Origin of the sequence: Streptomyces sp. NPDC057900, assembly GCF_042887885.1 — a bacterium.
In the GTDB taxonomy this organism is placed as follows: Bacteria; Actinomycetota; Actinomycetes; order Streptomycetales; family Streptomycetaceae; genus Streptomyces.
On record NZ_JBHVOI010000017.1, the window covers coordinates 25,444 to 44,113 of the forward strand.

The 18,670-nt window shown below is 73.3% G+C and carries 1 protein-coding gene; it reads right to left on the reverse strand.

Annotation, left to right across the window (positions count from 1 at the left end; genetic code table 11):
• Window positions 1-11: 11 nt before the first annotated feature.
• Window positions 12-18,665, reverse strand: a complete 18,654-nt coding sequence (locus ACFVQ0_RS34635) for a type I polyketide synthase (RefSeq protein ID WP_390093147.1) — start codon at window positions 18,663-18,665, stop codon at window positions 12-14.
• Window positions 18,666-18,670 lie beyond the last annotated feature (5 nt).

An 18,670-nucleotide genomic window follows, 5' to 3' on the forward strand; every position in this document is an offset into this window, starting at 1 on the left:
GTTGCTCATGTCTACCTGCCGAATTCGTTGTCGAGTGCTGCGAAGAGGTCGTCGTCGCTCGCCAGATCGAGGTCGGCGTCGTCGCGGCCGCCGTCGGCCGCCCGGCCGTCCAACGTCCGGGACAGGCCGCGCAGCCGCGTGGCGTACGTTCCCGCAGGTCCGTCGCCGTCCGAGGGGCCGGCGGCCGAGAGAGCGGCCTCAAGTGCGTCCAGGGCGGCCTGGACCGGGTCCGGCGTTTCGCCGACCAGTTCGCCTCGCAGGAAGGCGGCGATGGCCCAGATGGTCGGGTGGTCGAAGACGAGCGTGCTGGGCAGCCGCAGTGCGGTGGCGGTGTTCAGCTTGTTGCGCAGTTCGACCGCGGTGAGGGAGTCCAGGCCCAGGTCCAGCAGTCCGCACTGGACGTCGATCGTCCGGGGGGACGGGTGGGCGAGGACGATGCCGACCTGTTCCCTGACGTAGTCGAGCAGCAGCTGTTGCTGCTCGTCCCCGGTCAGGCCGGTGAGCCGCTGTGCCAGCGGAATCGCTGCCGGGGCGGGGGCGGGCCGGGCGGCCCGGCGTTCGGTGCGTGCCAGGCCCCGGTACAGCTCGGGCAGCGCTTCCCCGAGGCCTCGCAGTACCGCGAGGTCCAGTGCCACCGGGGCGAGTACCGGCCCGGTCACCGCGTCGTCGCCGGTTCGTGGTGCTCCGGACAGGGCCGTGTCGAGCGCCGCGAGGGCCTGGTCCGTCGGCATCGGCAGGATGCCGTTGCGTGCGAGCCTGGCCTTGTCCGTACGGTCGAGGTCGTTCGCCATGCCGTCCTGCCACATGCCCCAGGCGAGGGACACGGCGGGCAGGCCCTCGGCGCGCCGGTGAGCGGCGAGCGCGTCCAGGAAGGTGTTGCCGGCGGCGTAGTTGGCCTGTCCGGCGTTGCCCACCAGGCCGGCGACGGAGGAGAAGAGGACGAAGTCCGTCAGCTCCAGTCCGGCGGTCAGCTCGTGCAGGTTCCAGGCGGCTTCCACCTTCGGCCGCAGAACCCGGGAGAGGCTCTGCGGGCTCATGGCCTCCAGCGTGGTGTCCTCGACGACTCCGGCCGCGTGCACGACCGCGGTGAGCGGGTGCTCGTCCGGGATCGAGGCGAGCAGGGCGGCCAGGGCGTCGCGGTCGGCCGCGTCGCATGCGGCGACCCGCACCTCCGCACCGAGCTCGGTCAGTTCGGCGACGAGGTCCCCCGCCCCGCCCCGCCGGCTGGTGAGCAGCAGGCGGCGGGCGCCTCTGCCGGTCACCAGGTGCCGGGCGACCTGGGCTCCGAGCGCGCCGGTGCCGCCGGTGATCAGCACCGTGTGTTCCGGGTCGATCGGGTTGACTCCGTCCGGGGTCCGCACCGGGTGCGGGGCCTTGGCGAGCCGCGTCACGTAGGCCTGTCCCTGGTGCAGTTCGAGCTGTGGCCGGGCATCTGCGAGGGCCGCGGCCAGCAGTTCGCGGCCGGCCGGCAGGCCGTCCGTGATCACGTGCTGGAAGCGCCCCGGGTGTTCCGACTCGGCGGTCCGCATCAGCCCGGAGAGCGCGCTGTGTGCCAGTTCCCCGGTGCTGACCACGGCGAGCCTGGCCCCGGCCGGCGTGTCGGAGGCGAGCCACTGCCGCAGGGCCGCCAGTACTTCCTGGGTGACCCGGCCGGTCTCCGGTACGGAGGCCGGCTGTACCGGGAGGACGACCACGTCGGGTGCGGGCGCGCCGTCGGCCGTCGCGGCGGCCAGCGCGGTGAGGTCGGCGTAGTGCTGGGCGGCGAGTCCGGGGTCGGTTTCGCCGAGGACCACGATGCTCGTTCCGCCGTCGGCGGAGAGCTCCACACCGGCCCGCTCGACCGTGTAGACGTGCTGGTCGGAGGGGCGGGTCAGCGCGGTCCCCGCCGGCAGGGTCCGCAGGGCGAGCGAGGCGACGGTGGCGACCGGCGCGCCCGTCTCGTCCGCGATGTGGACCGCGACCGTGCCGTCCGGGCGGGCCGAGAGCTTCACCCGCAGGGTGCCGGTGCCGCTCCGGGCCCCGGTCAGCTGGACGCCGCCGAAGGAGAAGGGCAGCCGGAGTTCGGCCGTCTCCGCCAGGAGCAGTGCGTGCAGCGCGGCGTCGAACAGTGCCGGGTGCAGGGCGAATCCGTCCGGTTCGGCGGACGGCCGTACCTCGGCGTAGAGGTCGTCGCCCGACCGCCATGCCGCCTGGAGGCCCTGGAAGGCGGGGCCGTAGCCGTAGCCCTGGGTGGCGAGGCGGTCGTACAGGTCCTCGACCTGCTGGGGTTCCGCGCCTGCCGGGGGCCAGGACGCGAGGTCGGGTTCGGGAACGACCGGCTCGGCGGCCGCCACGGTTCCGGTGGCGTGCCGGATCCAGGTGTCGTCCTCCTGTTCGCCGCGCGAGTGGACGGCGACGGGCCTGCGGCCGTCGTCGTCAGGGCCGCCGACGGTGATCTGGAGCTGGAGCGCGCCCTCCTCGGGGAGGACCAGGGGTGCCTGGAGGGCGAGTTCCTCCAGGTGCTCGCAGCCGAGTGCGGCGCCCGCGTGGACGGTGAGTTCCACCAGGGCCGTGCCGGGGACCAGCAGGGTGCCGGCGACGGTGTGGTCGGCGAACCAGGGGTGGCTGCGGGCCGAGATCCGGCCGGTGAACAGGGCGCCGTCGGAGTCCGCGAGCGGCACCTCGGCCCCGAGCAGCGGGTGCCGGGTGGGGTCGAGTCCGGCCGAGGTGACGTCGCCGCCGCCGGGTCCTTCCGTGAGCCAGTAGCGCCGGCGCTGGAAGGGGTAGGTCGGCAGGTCCGCGGCGGGTCGGGCGTTCTCGCCGAACAGCGCGGGCCAGTCGACCGGCACGCCCCGTACGTGGGCGTGGGCCAGGGCGGTGACGGCGGTGTGCGGCTCGTGGTGGCCGCCGCGCACCACCGGGACCAGGAGCGATCCCGGGTCGAGGAAGTCCTGTCCCATCGCGCTGAGCACGCCGTCGGGGCCGAGTTCCAGGAAGGTCCGTACGCCTTCGGCTTCCAGGGTGCGTGCCGCGTCCAGGAAGCGCACGGGCCGGCGGACGTGCCGGACCCAGTACTCGGGCGTAGTCAGTTCCCCGGCGCCGGCCTGCTGTCCGGTCAGGGTGGAGATGATCGGGATGGTGGGCGCGGCGAAGGTGATCCCCTTGGCGACCATCCGGAACTCGTCGAGCATCGCGTCCATGTGCGGGGAGTGGAAGGCGTGGCTGACGCGCAGCCGCTTGATCCTGCGGCCCTGGGCGGCGAGTTCGGCGCCGACGGCCTCGACGGCTTCTGCGTCGCCCGAGAGCACCACGGAGGTGGGGCCGTTGACGGCGGCGACGGCCAGCAGGTCCTCCCGTCCGGCGAGCAGCGGAAGCACCTCCCGCTCCTCTGCCTGTACGGCGAGCATCGCGCCGCCGCCGGGCAGTGCCTGCATCAGCCGGCCCCGGGCCGCGACGAGCCGCGCCGCGTCCGGCAGCGAGAGGACGCCGGCGACGTGCGCGGCGGCCAGCTCGCCGACGGAGTGGCCCGCGAGGAAGTCCGGCCGTACGCCCCAGTCTTCGAGGAGCCGGAAGAGCGCGACCTCGGTGGCGAACAGGGCGGGCTGCGCGTAGCAGGTCCGGTCCAGTAGCGCCGGGTCCTCGCCGAAGAGGATGTCGAGAAGTGGCTCTTCCAGCAGCGGGTCGAGCTCCGCGCAGACGGCGTCCAGGGCCTGGGCGTAGGCGGGGTAGGCGGTGTAGAGCTCCCGGCCCATGCCGAGCCGCTGGCTGCCCTGGCCGGTGAAGAGGAAGGCGGTGCGGCCGTCCACGGGTGTTCCCTGCACGGCCGGTGCCGCGAGTGCGTCGACCGCTTCGGCGGGGGTGGCTGCCACCACCACGGCGCGGTGCGCGAGGCCGGCTCGTCCGACGGCCAGGGTCCGGCCCGTCGACGCGAGTTCCTGCGCTCCGGCGTCGGCGAGCGCCGTGCCCACTTGGTCGGCCTGGGCCAGCAGGGCGGCGTCGTTGTGCCCGGACAGCAGCAGCGGCACGACCGGCATCGGCTCGGCCGGCGGGACCGTCTCCTCGGCCGGCGGCTGCTCCACGATGATGTGGGCGTTGGTGCCGCTGATGCCGAAGGAGGACACACCTGCCCGGCGCGGCCGCTCGGTCTCGGGCCACGGAACCGCCTCTGTGAGCAGTTCCACCTCACCGGCGGACCAGTCCACGTGCGGGCTGGGCTCGTCGATGTGGAGGCTCCTGGGGAGCACTCCGTGTTCCATCGCCTTGACCATCTTGATGATGCCGGCCACGCCGGCGGCGGCCTGGGAGTGTCCGATGTTGGACTTCAGGGAGCCCATCAGGAGGGGGGAGGTGCGTTCCTGCCCGTAGGTGGCGAGTACGGCCCTGGCCTCGATCGGGTCGCCGAGCGTGGTGCCGGTGCCGTGGGCCTCCAACGCGTCGACGTCCGCGGTGGTCAGGCCCGCGTTGGTCAGCGCCTGGCGGATCACCCGTTCCTGGGAGGGGCCGTTGGGGGCGGTGAGGCCGTTGCTCGCACCGTCCTGGTTGACGGCGGTGCCCCGGATCACGCCGAGGATCCGGCGGCCGTTGCGCCGGGCGTCGGAGAGCCGCTCCAGCAGGAGGACTCCGGCGCCTTCGGCCCAGGCCGCCCCGTCCGCCTGCGCGGAGAAGGACTTGCACCGGCCGTCCGGGGCCAGCCCGCGCTGCCGGCTGAACTCGACGAACAGGGTGGGCGCGGCCAGCACGGTCACACCGCCGGCCAGGGCCAGCCCGCATTCGCCGTTGCGCAGTGCCTGGGCGGCGAGGTGGATGGAGACGAGCGAGGAGGAGCAGGCGGTGTCGACGGTGATCGCCGGGCCCTGCAGTCCGAAGGTGTAGGCGATGCGGCCGGAGGCGACGCTGACCGTGCTGCCGACCGACAGGTAGCCCTCCATCCCCTCGGGGGCGTCCTTCAGCCGTGCCGCGTAGTCGTTGGCCATGACACCGGCGAACACACCGGTCTGGGTGCCCTTGAGGGAGGTGGGGTCGATGCCCGCGCGCTCGAAGGCCTCCCAGCAGATCTCCAGCAGGAGTCGCTGCTGGGGGTCGATGGCGGTGGCCTCCCGTGCGCTGACCCCGAAGAGCTCGGGGTCGAACTGCGGTGCCTCGTAGAGGAATCCGCCGTGCCGGGTGTACGAGGTGCCCGCGTGGTCGGGATCCGTGTGGTAGAGCTTCTCCAGATCCCAGCCCCGGTCGGCCGGGAACGGGCCGATGGCGTCCCGTTCGTCGGACAGCAGCTGCCAGAGCTCCTCCGGGGAGCCGGCCTCGCCCGGGTAGCGGCAGGCCATCGCGACGATCGCGATCGGCTCGTCGGAGGCTCCGACGACCGGTTCGGCCTCGGCCGGCGCGGTGGCCGAGCCCAGCAGTTCGGTGTGCAGGAAGGCGGCCAGCTCGCTGGTGCTCGGGTGGTCGAACACCAGTGTCGCGGGCAGCTTCACGCCCACGGCCGCGTTCAGCCGGTTGCGGAGTTCCACCGCCTTGAGCGAGTCGAAGCCGAGCTCGTTGAAGGCCCGGTCGGTCGCGACCTGGTCGGCGTCGGTGTGGCCCAGTACGGAGGCCACCACGCCTCGGACCAGTTCGAGGAGCGCGCGCTCCCGGTCCTGGGGGGCCAGGAGCGCCAGGCGCTCGCCGAAGGGGTTGGCGCTCGGCTGCGCGTCCGCGGCGGTACGCCGCCTCGGACGGACCAGGCCGTGGAAGAGCGCGGGCAGTGTGCCGTCCTCGTTCTGGGCCCGCAGTCCGGTGTAGTCGAGGAGCGCCGGGACGAGCACCGGCCGGCGGGTGGCGAGGGCCGCGTCGAACAGTGCGAGGCCCTGCTCGCTGCCGATGGGGGCGATGCCGCCGCGGGACATGCGGGCGAGGTCGGCGTCGGTCAGGTGACCGGTCATCCCGCTGCCCTCGGCCCACAGGCCCCAGGCCAGGGACGTACCGGGCAGGCCCAGGGCCTGGCGGTGCTGGGCGAGGGCGTCCAGGTAGGTGTTGGCCGCGGCGTAGTTGGCCTGGCCCGCGGTGCCGACCGTTCCGGCCAGCGAGGAGAACAGGACGAACGCGTCCAGCTCCAGGTCCGCCGTCAGCTCGTGCAGGTGGCGTGCGGCATCGACCTTGGGGCGCAGGACGGTGTCGAGCTGCTCGGCCGTGAGGGCGTGCAGGGTGCCGTCGTCGAGGACGCCGGCGGTGTGCAGGACCGCGGTGAGCGGGTGCGGTGAGGGGATCGCGTCCAGCATCGCGGCGACCGACGTGCGGTCGGCCGTGTCGCAGGCGACCACGGACACATGGGCTCCGTGGGCCGTGAGTTCGGCCTCCAGCTCGATCATGCCCGCCGCGTCCCCGCCCCGGCGGCTCGCCAGCAGCAGGTGCCGTACGCCGTGTTCGGCGACGAGGTGGCGGGCGAAGAGCTGGCCCAGGGTGCCGGTGGCGCCCGTGATGAGGACGGTGCCCTCGGGGTTCAGGGCGGGCACGGTGTCGTCGTCCGCCTCCGGCGATGTGACCAGCCTCGGTACGAGCAGCGCCCCGTCCCGCAGGCTCACCTGCGCTTCCGGTACGCCCAGTGCGCGGCCGAGATCGGCCTCCGCGAGGTCCCAGTCCGTCAGGTCCAGCAGGCCGAACCGGTCGGGGTGCTCGGTCATGGCGGTACGCACCAGACCCCAGGCGGGAGCCGACGCGAGTCCGGTCTCCGTGCGGGCGGTGGTCGCGTCGCGGGTCAGGAAGACCAGCCGCGAGTCGGCGAACCGTTCCTCGGCGAGCCATTCCTGGGCGAGCCGCAGGGCCCGGTGTGCCACGGCGCCGGGGCCGTCCTCACCGGAGAGCGGGACCGCGACCAGCGGCGGGTTCCCGGCGATGCCGGCGAGGTCCGTGTAGCTGCCCGCGGGGGCGGGCAGACCGTGGCCCCGGTCGTCGAGGACGGCCCACCCGGCGGCCGGGGCTGCCTTGGGGGCGGCCGTCCACTCCACCTGGAGCACCGGCCGGCGGGATGTGCCGGAGCCGGTCAGCCGCGCCGGGTCCACGGCGCGCAGGCTGAGCGTCTTCACCGAGGCGATCGGCGCTCCGCCCGCGTCGGTGAGGGACAGGGCGGCACCCGAACCCTCCGGGGTGATCCGTACGCGCAGCACGCCTGCGTTCACCGCGTGCAGCCGGACGCCGGTCCAGGCGAACGGCAGCACCAGGCGGCCGTTCTCGGCTAGCGCCAGCGGGTGCAGGGCGGCGTCGAGGAGGGCCGGGTGGATCCCGAAGTCCCCCGGCAGGACGCCCTCCGGGAGCGCGACCTCCGCGAACATCTCCTGGCCGGTGCGCCACAGCGCCCGCAGGCCCCGGAAGGCGGGCCCGTACTGGAAGCCCCGCTCGGCAAGCGTGTCGTACGCCGCCGTCAGGTCGACCGGCTCTGCGCCGGCCGGGGGCCAGGCGGTGTCGGCCGGTACGTCGGCGGGTCCTTCCGCGTGGCCCAGTACGCCGGTGGCGTGCAGGGTCCACTGGTGGACGGTGGTGTCGTCGTCGGAGTCGGGCTCCGGGCGGGAGTGCACCGACAGGGCGCGCCGGCCCTCCGCGTCCGGGGCGTCGACAACGGCCTGGAGCTGTACCGCGCCCCGGCCGGACAGCACCAGCGGTGCCTGGAGGGTCAGTTCGTCGAGCTGGTCGAGGCCCGTGTGGTCACCCGCCCGGATGGCGAGGTCCACGAACGCGGTGCCGGGGAGCAGCACGGTCCCGGCGACGGCGTGGTCGGCCAGCCAGGGGTGCGTGTTCAGGGCGACCCTGCTGCTCAGGACCAGCTTGTCCGCGTCGGCCAGCCAGAGCGCGGCGCCGATGAGCGGGTGCCGTTCCGCGGCCATGCCGAGCCCGCTCGCGTCCCCGGCCGTGGCCGGGCCCTCCAGCCAGTGGCGTCGGCGCTGGAAGGGGTAGGTCGGCAGGTCGACGAACGCGCCGGGGCCGCCGAGCACGGCAGCCCAGTCGAGCGGAGCGCCCGAGACGTGGGCCTGTGCCGCGGAGGCGAGGAAGTCGTCGAGTCCGCCTGCGTCACGGTGGAGCGAGGGCACGGTGACGGCGCTGTCGTGGGACGTGTCGTCGATCGTCTCCTGGAGCGCGATGGTCAGTACCGGGTGGGCGCTGGCCTCGATGAAGACGCGGTGGCCCTGGTCGAGCAGGGTCCGGGTAGCCCCTTCCAGCTGGACGGTCCTGCGGAGGTTGCGGAACCAGTAGGCGCCGTCGAGCTCCGTGCCGTCCAGCGGCTGACCGGTGACGGTGGAGAGGAAGGGCACCTCGACGGGGCGCGGGGTGAGTGAGGACAGGGCGTCGAGGAGCTCGTCCCGCAGGCTCTCGACGTGCGCGGAGTGGGAGGCGTAGTCGACCGGGATGCGCTTGGCGCGCATCTTGTTGCCCTTGCAGTGGGCGACCAGCTCCTCAAGGGCGGTCACCTCTCCGGCGACCACCACGGAACGCGGGCCGTTGTGGGCGGCGATGTCGATGGCGCCGTCCCAGCGGGTGATGAGTTCGCGGACCTCGTCGGCGGGCAGCGCCACCGAGACCATTCCGCCGGTACCCGCCAGCTTCACGATCGCCCGGCTGCGCAGCGCCACGACCTTCGCCGCGTCGTCCAGCGACAGCGCGCCGGACACCGCGGCCGCCGCGATCTCGCCCTGCGAGTGGCCCATCACCGCGTCCGGCTCGATGCCCACCGAACGCCACAGCGCGGCCAGGGACACCATCACGGCCCACAGGGCGGGCTGCACCACGTCGACCCGGTCGAATCCGGGCGCGTCCTCCGCACCGCGCAGGACGTCCAGCAGCGACCAGTCGGTGAAGGGGGCCAGCGCCCGCTCGCACTCCAGGAGCCGGGCTGCGAACACCGGGGAGGAGTCGAAGAGTTCCAGGGCCATGCCCTGCCACTGGGATCCCTGTCCCGGGAACACGAACACCGTCTTGCCCGCGCCCGTGGCCGTGCCCTGGACCAGGTTCGGCGCGGTCGAGCCGGCGGCCAGGGCCTCGAAGCCCGCCAGCAGTGCGTCCCGGTCCGCGCCCGAGACCGTCGCGCGGAAGGGGAGGTGCGGGACGCGGGTGGCGAGAGCCGAGGCGACCCGAGCCGGGTCTGTGCTCGGAGAGGCCAGCAGTTCACGCAGCTGGCCGGCCCGTGCCGCCAGGGCCGGCGCGCTCTGTGCCGAGACCACCAGCGGAAGCCCCGCCACTACGGGTTCACCGGTCGCGGCCGGCGCCGGTCCCTGTTCCAGGACCACGTGCGCGTTCGTACCGCTGATGCCGAACGAGGAGACGGCGGCGCGGCGCGGACGTGCCACCTCCGGCCAGGCCCCGTGTTCGGTGACCAGCTCGACCGCACCGGCCGACCAGTCGACGTGCGGTGTCGGCTCGTCCACGTGCAGCGTCGCCGGGAGCTCCGCGTGCCGCATCGCCATCAGCATCTTGATGATGCCCGCCACTCCGGCGGCGGCCTGGGTGTGGCCGATGTTCGACTTGATCGATCCCAGCCGCAGCGGCTCGTCGCGGTCCTGGCCGTAGGTGGCCAGCAGCGCGTTGGCTTCGATCGGGTCACCGAGCCGGGTGCCGGTGCCGTGCGCCTCGACCGCGTCGACCTCGTGCGGGGCGAGGCGGGCGTTGGCGAGGGCCTGACGGATGACGCGTTCCTGGGAGGGGCCGTTGGGGGCGGTGAGGCCGTTGCTCGCACCGTCCTGGTTGACCGCGGAACCGCGGATCACGCCGAGGACGCGGTGCCCGAGGCGCTGGGCGTCCGAGAGACGCTCCAGCACCAGCATGCCGGCGCCCTCGCCCCAGCCCGTGCCGTCCGCCGAGGCGGCGAACGACTTGCAGGTCCCGTCCGGGGACAGGCCGCGCTGACGCGAGAACTCGACGAAGGTCGTCGGCGTGGACATCACGGTGACACCGCCGGCGAGTGCCATCGAGCACTCGCCCTGGCGCAGCGCCTGAGCGGCCAGGTGGACCGCCACGAGCGATGAGGAGCACGCCGTGTCCAGCGTCACCGCGGGCCCTTCGAGGCCGAGGGTGTAGGACACCCGGCCCGACAGGACGCTCGCGATCGAGCCCGTCAGCAGGTGGCCCTCGAAGCCGTCCGGGGCGCTGCCCAGCCGCGACGCGTAGTCGTTGTACATCACACCGGCGTAGACACCGGTCGAGGAGCCGCGCAGCGCGGCGGGGTCGATTCCCGCCCGCTCCAGCGCCTCCCACACGACCTCCAGCAGCACCCGCTGCTGCGGGTCGGTCGCGGTCGCCTCGCGCGGGCTCAGGCCGAAGAACTCGGCGTCGAACTCCGCGGCGTCGTAGAGGAATCCGCCCTTGCGGGTGTACGACTTCCCCATCTTCTCGGGGTCCGGGTCGAAGAGGCCCTCGACGTCCCAGCCGCGGTCGTACGGGAAGTCGCCGATCGCGTCCCGGCCCTCCGCCACCAGCCGCCACAGGTCCTCCGGGGAGGAGACCCCGCCCGGGTAGCGGCAGCCCATGCCGACCACGGCGATCGGCTCGTCCAGTCCGGGGGCGTGGGCGGCCACCGAGGGGACGGCGGCGGTCTTGGTCGCGTCGAGCCGGTCGAGCAGGAAGTCCGCCACCGCCTGGGGCGAGGGGTGGTCGAACACGAGGGTGGTGGGCAGCCGCAGCCCGGTCACCGAGCCCAGCCGGTTGCGGAGTTCGACACCGGTCAGGGAGTCGAAGCCGGTCTCCTTGAACGCCTTGACCGGGTCGATGTCGGCGTCGGCCCCGTACCCGAGGACCAGCCCGACGGTCTCCCGTACGGTCCGGAGCACGGCCTGTGCCCGCTCCTGCGCGGGCAGTTCGCTCATCCGCCGGCCCCAGGACGAGTCGGCGCCGGTGGCGGCGGCGGACGCCGCCTGCCGGCGGCGGACGCGGACCAGACCGGTGAACAGCTCGGGCAGCGCGTTCTCCTCGCCCAGGGCCCGCAGGGCGGCCAGGTCGAATTCGGCGGGGACGAGCAGCGGCTCCGTGGAGGCGAGCGCCGCGTCGAACAGATCGAGGCCCAGTTCCGGGGTCAGCGGGACGATGCCGCTGCGCTTCCAGCGCGCGACGTCGGCGTCCGCGAGGGTTCCGGCCATGCCATCGGCGCTGTCCCACAGGCTCCACGCGAGGGAGGTCGCGGGCAGGTTCCGGGCGCGGCGGTGCTGCGCGAGGGCGTCGAGGAAGGTGTTCGCGGCAGCGTAGTTGGCCTGTCCGGCGTTGCCCATGAGTCCCGCGATGGACGAGAACATGACGAACGCGGTGAGGTCGAGGGGCTCGGTGAGGCGGTGGAGGTTCCAGGCCGCGTCCACCTTGGGGCGCATCACCCGCTCCAGCCGATCGGCCGACAGCGAGGCGACCGTCGCGTCGTCCAGGACACCGGCCGTGTGCACCACGGCGGTCAGCGGACGCTCGGCGGCGGCCTCGGACAGCAGGCCCGCCAGCGCGTCGGCGTCCGACACGTCGCACGCCGCCACCCGGGCGCGCGCGCCCGACTCCGCCAGCTCCGCCACGAACTCGGCGGCGCCCGGGGTCTCGGCGCCCCGACGCGACACCAGCAGCAGGTGCCGCGCACCGTGGTGCGTCACCAGACGGCGCGTCACCAGACGGCCCAGCGTGCCCAGAGCGCCGGTCACCAGGACCGTGCCCTCCGGGTCCAGGCCGTTCGTCGGCTGCGCCGTGGCGCCCGTGGCGCGCGCCAGACGCGGTACGAACAACCCGCCGCCGCGCACCGCCACCTCGGACTCGACGGACGCCAGCGCGGCCGGGAGCAGCTCGGCGCCGTCCTCGTCCATGTGGACGAGGACCAGCCGGCCCGGCTGCTCGGACTGCGCGGTACGGATCAGGCCCACGAGCGGGGCCGTGTGCAGTGCGCCGTCCGGTACGACGAGGACGAGGCGGCTCTCCGCGAACTGCGGGGCGGCCAGCCAGTCCCGGACCGTTTCGAGCCCGCGCGCCGCCGTGGCGTGGGTGCGGGCGAGCTCGTCACCGGGGGTGCCGCCGGAGAGCTGCTCCTCACCGATCACCACGAACTCCGGTGCGGTGGAACCGGCGTCGATGGCGGCGCCGAGCGCGGCGAGGTCGGCGTGGGGTTCCTCGCCGAGCCGGATCCACCGCTGGCCGGCGACCGGCTCCGCCGCCGGGACGGCCTCCCAGTCCATCCGGTACAGGGACTCCACGGCCGGGCCCGCGACGGCGAGCTGGTCGCGGGCGATCGGCCGCAGGGCGACCGACTCGATCGTGGCTACCGGGGCGCCGGTGCCGTCGGCCAGAGCGAGCCGGGCCGTGTCCTGGCCGGTGCGGGTCCAGCGGACGCGCAGCACGGTGGCGCCGACCGCGTGCAGCGCGAAGCCCGAGAACGAGAACGGCAGCCGGATCGTGCTGTCGTCCCGCGCCGAGTCCGCGGCATCGAGAACGAGCGGGTGCAGGACCGCGTCGAGGAGGGCGGGGTGGGCGCCGAAGCGTGCGGCCTCGGTGTGGAGCTGGTCGGGCAGGGCGACCTCGGCGAAGATGTCGTCGCCCGTACGCCAGGCGGCGCGCAGGCCGTGGAAGGCCGGCCCGTAGCCGTAGCCCAGGTCGCCGAGGCGGTCGTAGACGCCGTCCAGGGGGATGGGGGTGGCTTCGGCCGGGGGCCACTGGTCCAGGGAGACGCCCGGCGAGGGGGCGGAGGGGGTGAGCAGTCCGGCCGCGTGGCCGGTCCACTGCTCCTCGCCGGTCCGTGCGTACACGGTGAACCGGCGGTCGCCGCGCGCGTCGGCCCGGTCGACGGTCAGCCGCAGCTGGGCGCCCGGCTTCTCCGAGAGGATCAGGGGTGCCTGAAGGGTGAGTTCCTCGACGGTGGCATGGCCCAGGTGCTCGGCGGCGGCCCCCGCGAGCTCCAGGAACACCGTCCCCGGAACCAGGACCGTCCCGCCGATCGCGTGGTCGGCCAGCCACGGATGCGAGGACAGCGACACCGAGGCCGAGAACTGCACCGCGTCGCCGTCGGGGTCGGTGATCGCCGCGGCCAGCATCGGGTGGTTCACCGCCGTCAGGCCGAGGCCCGCCGCGTCACCGGAGCGCGGCGCGTCCAGCCAGAAGCGCTCGCGCTGGAAGGCGTAGGTGGGGAGCTCCACCACGGCGGAGCCCGGGATGAACCCCGTCCAGTCCACGCCCACGCCGTGTGCGTGGACCGTGCCCAGGGCTTCGAGGAGGGAACGCTTCTCGGGGCGGTTCTTGCGCAGCAGCGCGGCCACGACGACGCCGTCCGTGTCGGCCAGGCATTCGCCCGTCAGTCCCGCGAGGGTCCCGTCGGGGCCCAGCTCCAGGAACGTCGTCACACCGAGACCCGCCAGTGTGGCGATGCCGTCGGAGAATCGCACCGCAGAGCGGGCCTGGACGGCCCAGTACTCGGGGGTGAACGCCTCGACCAGCTCACCGGTGACGTTCGAGACGACCGGGATGCGGGGTGCCGCGTGGGTCAGGGTGCGGGCGACCTCGGTGAGCTCCTCCAGCATTCCGTCCAGGTGCGCGGAGTGGAAGGCATGGCTCACCTTCAGCCGGGTCGCCTTCACACCCTCACCGCGCGCCAGCTCCAGAACCTGGAGAACAGCCGCCTCATCACCCGAAATCACGGTGGAGGAAGGGCTGTTGACCCCGGACACCTCCACACCCGAACGGCCCTCAAGCCACCCGGCAACACGCTCTTCCCCCGCGTTCAGGGCGACCATCGCCCCGCCCTCGGCAACCCCGTCCATCAGCCGGGCCCGCGCGCACACCAGACGCGCCGCGTCCCCAAGTGACAGCACACCCGCCACATGCGCCGCCGCCAGCTCGCCCACCGAATGACCCACCAGATAATCCGGAGTCACCCCGTAATGCGACAACAGCCGGAACAACGCCACCTCGACCGCGAAGAGCGCCGGCTGAGTGAACACCGTCCGGCCAAGCAGCTCCGCCTCACCCTCGACCACCCCCGCCAGCGACCGGTCCAGGTAGAGATCCAACGCCGCCACGACCTCATCGAACGCCGCCGCGAACACCGGCTCCGCCGCGTACAACTCACGCCCCATGCCCAGGCGCTGACTGCCCTGGCCCGAGAACAGGAACGCGACGGAACCCGTCGAGACGGGCTCGCCCGGTGTCAGCGCTCGCAGAGCGTCCAGGAGTTCCTCGCGGGTCTCGCCCACGAGCACGGCGCGGTGGTCGAAACGAGCCCGCGATACGGCCAGCGAGCGGCCAACCGCCGCGACGTCCGCCTCCGGACGCTCCTCCAGGAACGACACCAGCCGGTCCGCCTGCTCCGACAGCGCGGCCCCGGACCTGCCCGACACCACCCACGGCACCGGACCCGGCACCGGCGGCTCCTCCACCGGAGCTTCGGTCTCCGCGACCTGCTCGACGATGAGGTGTGCGTTGGTCCCGCTGATGCCGAAGGACGAGACGCCCGCCCGGCGCGGACGGTCGAGCTCCGGCCACTCCTGGGCCCGCGTCAGCAGCTCGACCGCGCCGGCCGACCAGGCGACGTGCGAGGTCGGCTCGTCCACGTGCAGCGTCGCGGGGAGAACCCCGTGACGCATCGCCATGACCATCTTGATCACGCCCGCGACGCCCGCCGCGGCCTGCGTGTGACCGATGTTCGACTTGAGCGAGCCGAGGCGGAGCGGCTCCTCGCGGTTCTGGCCGTAGGTGGCCAGCAGCGCGTTGGCCTCGATCGGGTCACCGAGCTTGGTGCCGGTGCCGTGCGCCTCGACCGCGTCCACCTCGGACGCCGCCAGCCGGGCGTCGGCGAGCGCGGCGCGGATGACCCGCTCCTGCGAGGGCCCGTTCGGGGCCGTCAGACCGTTGCTCGCGCCGTCCTGGTTCACGGCGGAACCACGGATCACGGCGAGCACCTGGTGCCCGTTGCGCTGGGCGTCCGACAGCCGCTCCAGGACCAGCAGCCCCACGCCCTCGGCCCACCCGGTACCGTCCGCCGCCTCGGAGAACGCCTTGCAGCGCCCGTCCGGCGACAGCCCGCGCTGCCGGGAGAACTCCACGAACATGCCGGGTGTGGCCATGACGGACACACCGCCGGCGAGGGCCACGGAGGACTCGCCCCTGCGCAGCGACTGCGCGGCGAGGTGAAGTGCGACGAGCGAGGACGAGCACGCGGTGTCGACGGTCACGGCCGGGCCTTCGAGACCGAAGGTGTAGGCCAGCCGGCCCGAGGCCACACTGGCGGTGTTGCCCGTCAGCAGGTAGCCGTCGTGTCCGTCGGACAACTCGTGCAGCCTCGGTCCGTACTCCTGCGCCGTCGCGCCGACGTACACGCCGGTACGGCTGCCGCGCAGCGCGGCGGGGTTGATGCCCGCCTGTTCGAAGGCTTCCCAGGCCGTTTCAAGGAGCAGTCGCTGCTGGGGTTCCATCGCCGCTGCCTCGCGGGGGCTGATGCCGAAGAACTCGGCGTCGAACCGGTCCGCGTCGTACAGGAATCCGCCCTGGGTGGCGTAGGTCTTGCCGGGTACCGACGGATCGTCGGTGAAGAGCGAATCGAAGTCCCAGCCCCGGTTGGCCGGGAACGGGCCGACTGCGTCGGCTTCGCTGCTGACCAGGCGCCACAGGTCGTCCGGGGAGGCGACCGATCCCGGCAGCCGGCACGCCATGCCCACGATCGCGATCGGCTCGTCGGGGTCGGTGGCCGCGTAGGCGGCGTCGTCCTGGTCCTGGCTCCGGTCCGCGCCGTGGAGCTGACCGTCGAGGTGTCCGGCGAGTGCGGCGGGGGTCGGGTAGTCGAAGAGGAGGCTGGAGGGCAGCGAGAGCCCGGTGGCCGCGTTGAGCGCGTTCCGCAGCTCAACGGCCGAGAGGGAGTCGAAGCCCAGTTCCTTGAAGGTCGTGCCGGTGGCCACGTCGCGCGCCGATCCGTGGCCGAGCACGGCTGCCGCGTGCGCACGCACCAGTTCCAGCACGTCACCTCGCGGCGCGACCTGCTCCGGACCGCTCTGCCCCGGCGCGCCGGCGGGGAGCCGGACCGGGTCCTTCGCGGAACCGTCCAGCCAGAAGCGTCGGCGCTGGAATGCGTACGTCGGCAGCTCGACCAGGCCGGAACCCCGCAGGAGCTGCTGCCAGTCGACATCCACGCCGTGTGCGTGCGCCGTGCCCAGGGCGGCAAGGAGGGAACGCTTCTCGGCACGGTCCTTGCGCAGCGCCGGTACCGCGACGATGGCCTCGGCATCCGGCAGGCATTCGCCCGTCAGTCCGGCGAGGGTCCCGTCGGGGCCCAGCTCCAGGAACGTCGTCACACCGAGACCCGCCAGTGTGGCGATGCCGTCGGAGAATCGCACCGCAGAGCGGGCCTGGACAGCCCAGTACTCGGGGGTGAACTCCTCGACCAGCTCACCGGTGACGTTCGAGACGACCGGAATGCGGGGTGCCGCGTGGGTCAGGGTGCGGGCGACCTCGGTGAGCTCCTCCAGCATTCCGTCCAGGTGCGCGGAGTGGAAGGCATGGCTCACCTTCAGCCGGGTCGCCTTCACACCCTCACCGCGCGCCAGCTCCAGAACCTGGAGAACAGCCGCCTCATCACCCGAAATCACAGTGGAGGAAGGGCTGTTGACCCCGGACACCTCCACACCCGAACGGCCCTCAAGCCACCCGGCAACACGCTCTTCCCCCGCGTTCAGGGCGACCATCGCCCCGCCCTCGGCAACCCCGTCCATAAGCCGGGCCCGCGCACACACCAGACGCGCCGCGTCCCCAAGTGACAGCACACCCGCCACATGCGCCGCCGCCAGCTCACCCACCGAATGACCCACCAGATAATCCGGAGTCACCCCGTAATGCGACAACAGCCGGAACAACGCCACCTCGACCGCGAAGAGCGCCGGCTGAGTGAACACCGTCCGCCCAAGCAGCTCCGCCTCACCCTCGACCACCCCCGCCAGCGACCGGTCCAGGTAGACATCCAGCGCCGCCACGACCTCGTCGAACGCCGCCGCGAACACCGGCTCCGCCGCATACAACTCACGGCCCATCCCGACACGCTGGCTGCCCTGTCCGGAGAACAGGAACGCCAGTGCGCCGTCCGGCGCCGCGCGCCCCGTGAGGACACCGGCCGCGGGCAGGCCCTCGGCCAGCGCCCGTGCTCCGGTCAGCAGTTCCTCCCGGGTCTCCCCCACGATCACCGCGCGGTGATCGAAACGGGACCGCGTCACGGCGAGCGAGCGGCCCACCGCCGCGACGTCCGCCTCCGGACGCTCCTCCAGGAACGACACCAGGCGCTCCGCCTGTCCCGCCACGGCCTCGGCCGACCTGCCGGAGACCACCCACGGCACCACGCCCGCGCTGGTCTCCGCGCCGGTCTCCGCGCCGGTCTCCGCGCCGGTCTCCGCGCCGGTCTCCGCGCCGGTCTCTACGGCGGTCTCCGCGGCGGGCGGTTCCTCCCGCGCCGCCGGCTCTGTGCGCCAGTCGGAGAGCACGACGTGGCAGTTCGTACCGCCCATGCCGAAGGAGCTGACACCCGCGTAGAGCGGCTCGTCCGGCCGCGGCCACGGCTCGCGGCCGCGCTGGACGGTGAGCTTCAGCCGGTCGAGCGGAATGTCCGGGTTGGGGGTTTCGTAGTTCAGGCTCGGCACGAGCTCGCGGTGCCGGATGCAGAGCGCCGCCTTCAGCAGGCCGACGATGCCGGCGGCACCCTCAAGGTGTCCGACGTTGGTCTTCACCGATCCGACCCGCAGGTCGGCTCCGTCCACCCGGCCGTCGCCGAGGACCGCGCCCAGTGCCGAGGCCTCGATCGGGTCGCCCAGCTTGGTGCCCGTGCCGTGGAGCTCGACGTACTGCACCTGCTCGACGGGGACCTCGGCACGCTCGTACGCCTGCCGCAGGACGTCCTGCTGGCCGGCCGGACTCGGGACGGTGAGACCCTCGGTCGTCCCGTCGTTGTTCATCGCGCTGCCGTGCAGCACGCAGTAGACCGGGTCGCCGTCCGCCACGGCGGCGTGCAGGGGCTTGAGCACCACGAAGGCGCCGCCCTCACCGCGTACGTATCCGTTCGCCCTCGCGTCGAAGGTGAAGCTGCGGCCGTCCGGTGACAGCGCGCCGAACCGCTCCGCGCCGACCGTGCTGTCCGGCACCAGGTTCAGGTTGACACCGCCGGCGATGGCCATGGCGGACTCGCCGCGGCGCAGGCTCTCGGCAGCCTGGTGCACGGCGACCAGCGAGGAGGACTGGCCGGTGTCCACGGCCGCGCTCGGTCCGTGCAGACCAAGGGTGTAGGAGATCCGGTTGGCGATGACGCCCCGGTTGAGTCCGGTCAGGGTGTGCCGGGTGATGCCTTCGATCCCGTACTGGTGCGTGAGGGCGGCGTAGTCGTCGGCGATGACACCGACGAAGACGCCGGTCCGGCTCTCGGCGAGATCGGACGGGCGGATCCTGGCGTCCTCCAGGGCCTCCCAGGCGAGTTCAAGCATCAGCCGCTGCTGCGGATCCATCGACGACGCCTCGCGCGGACCGATACCGAAGAAGGCGGCGTCGAATCCGCTGACGTCCTCAAGGTAGCCGCCCGGTCGCGGGGGCAGTTCCGGGCGGCCTGCGGGAGGCTCGCCGATGGCGCTGCGGCCGTCGCTCAGCAGTTGCCACAGCTGAGCGGGGTTCTCCGCATGCGGCAGTCGGCAGGACATACCGACGACGGCGATCGCCTCTGCCGGTATTGACGTGTCCGATTGGAATTCAGCCATGGTGG

What these genes read in the sequence shown, in the direction of transcription:
- ACFVQ0_RS34635 (WP_390093147.1), bottom strand. Translation starts at nt 18,665, where the DNA reads ATGGCTGAATTCCAATCGGACACGTCAATACCGGCAGAGGCGATCGCC.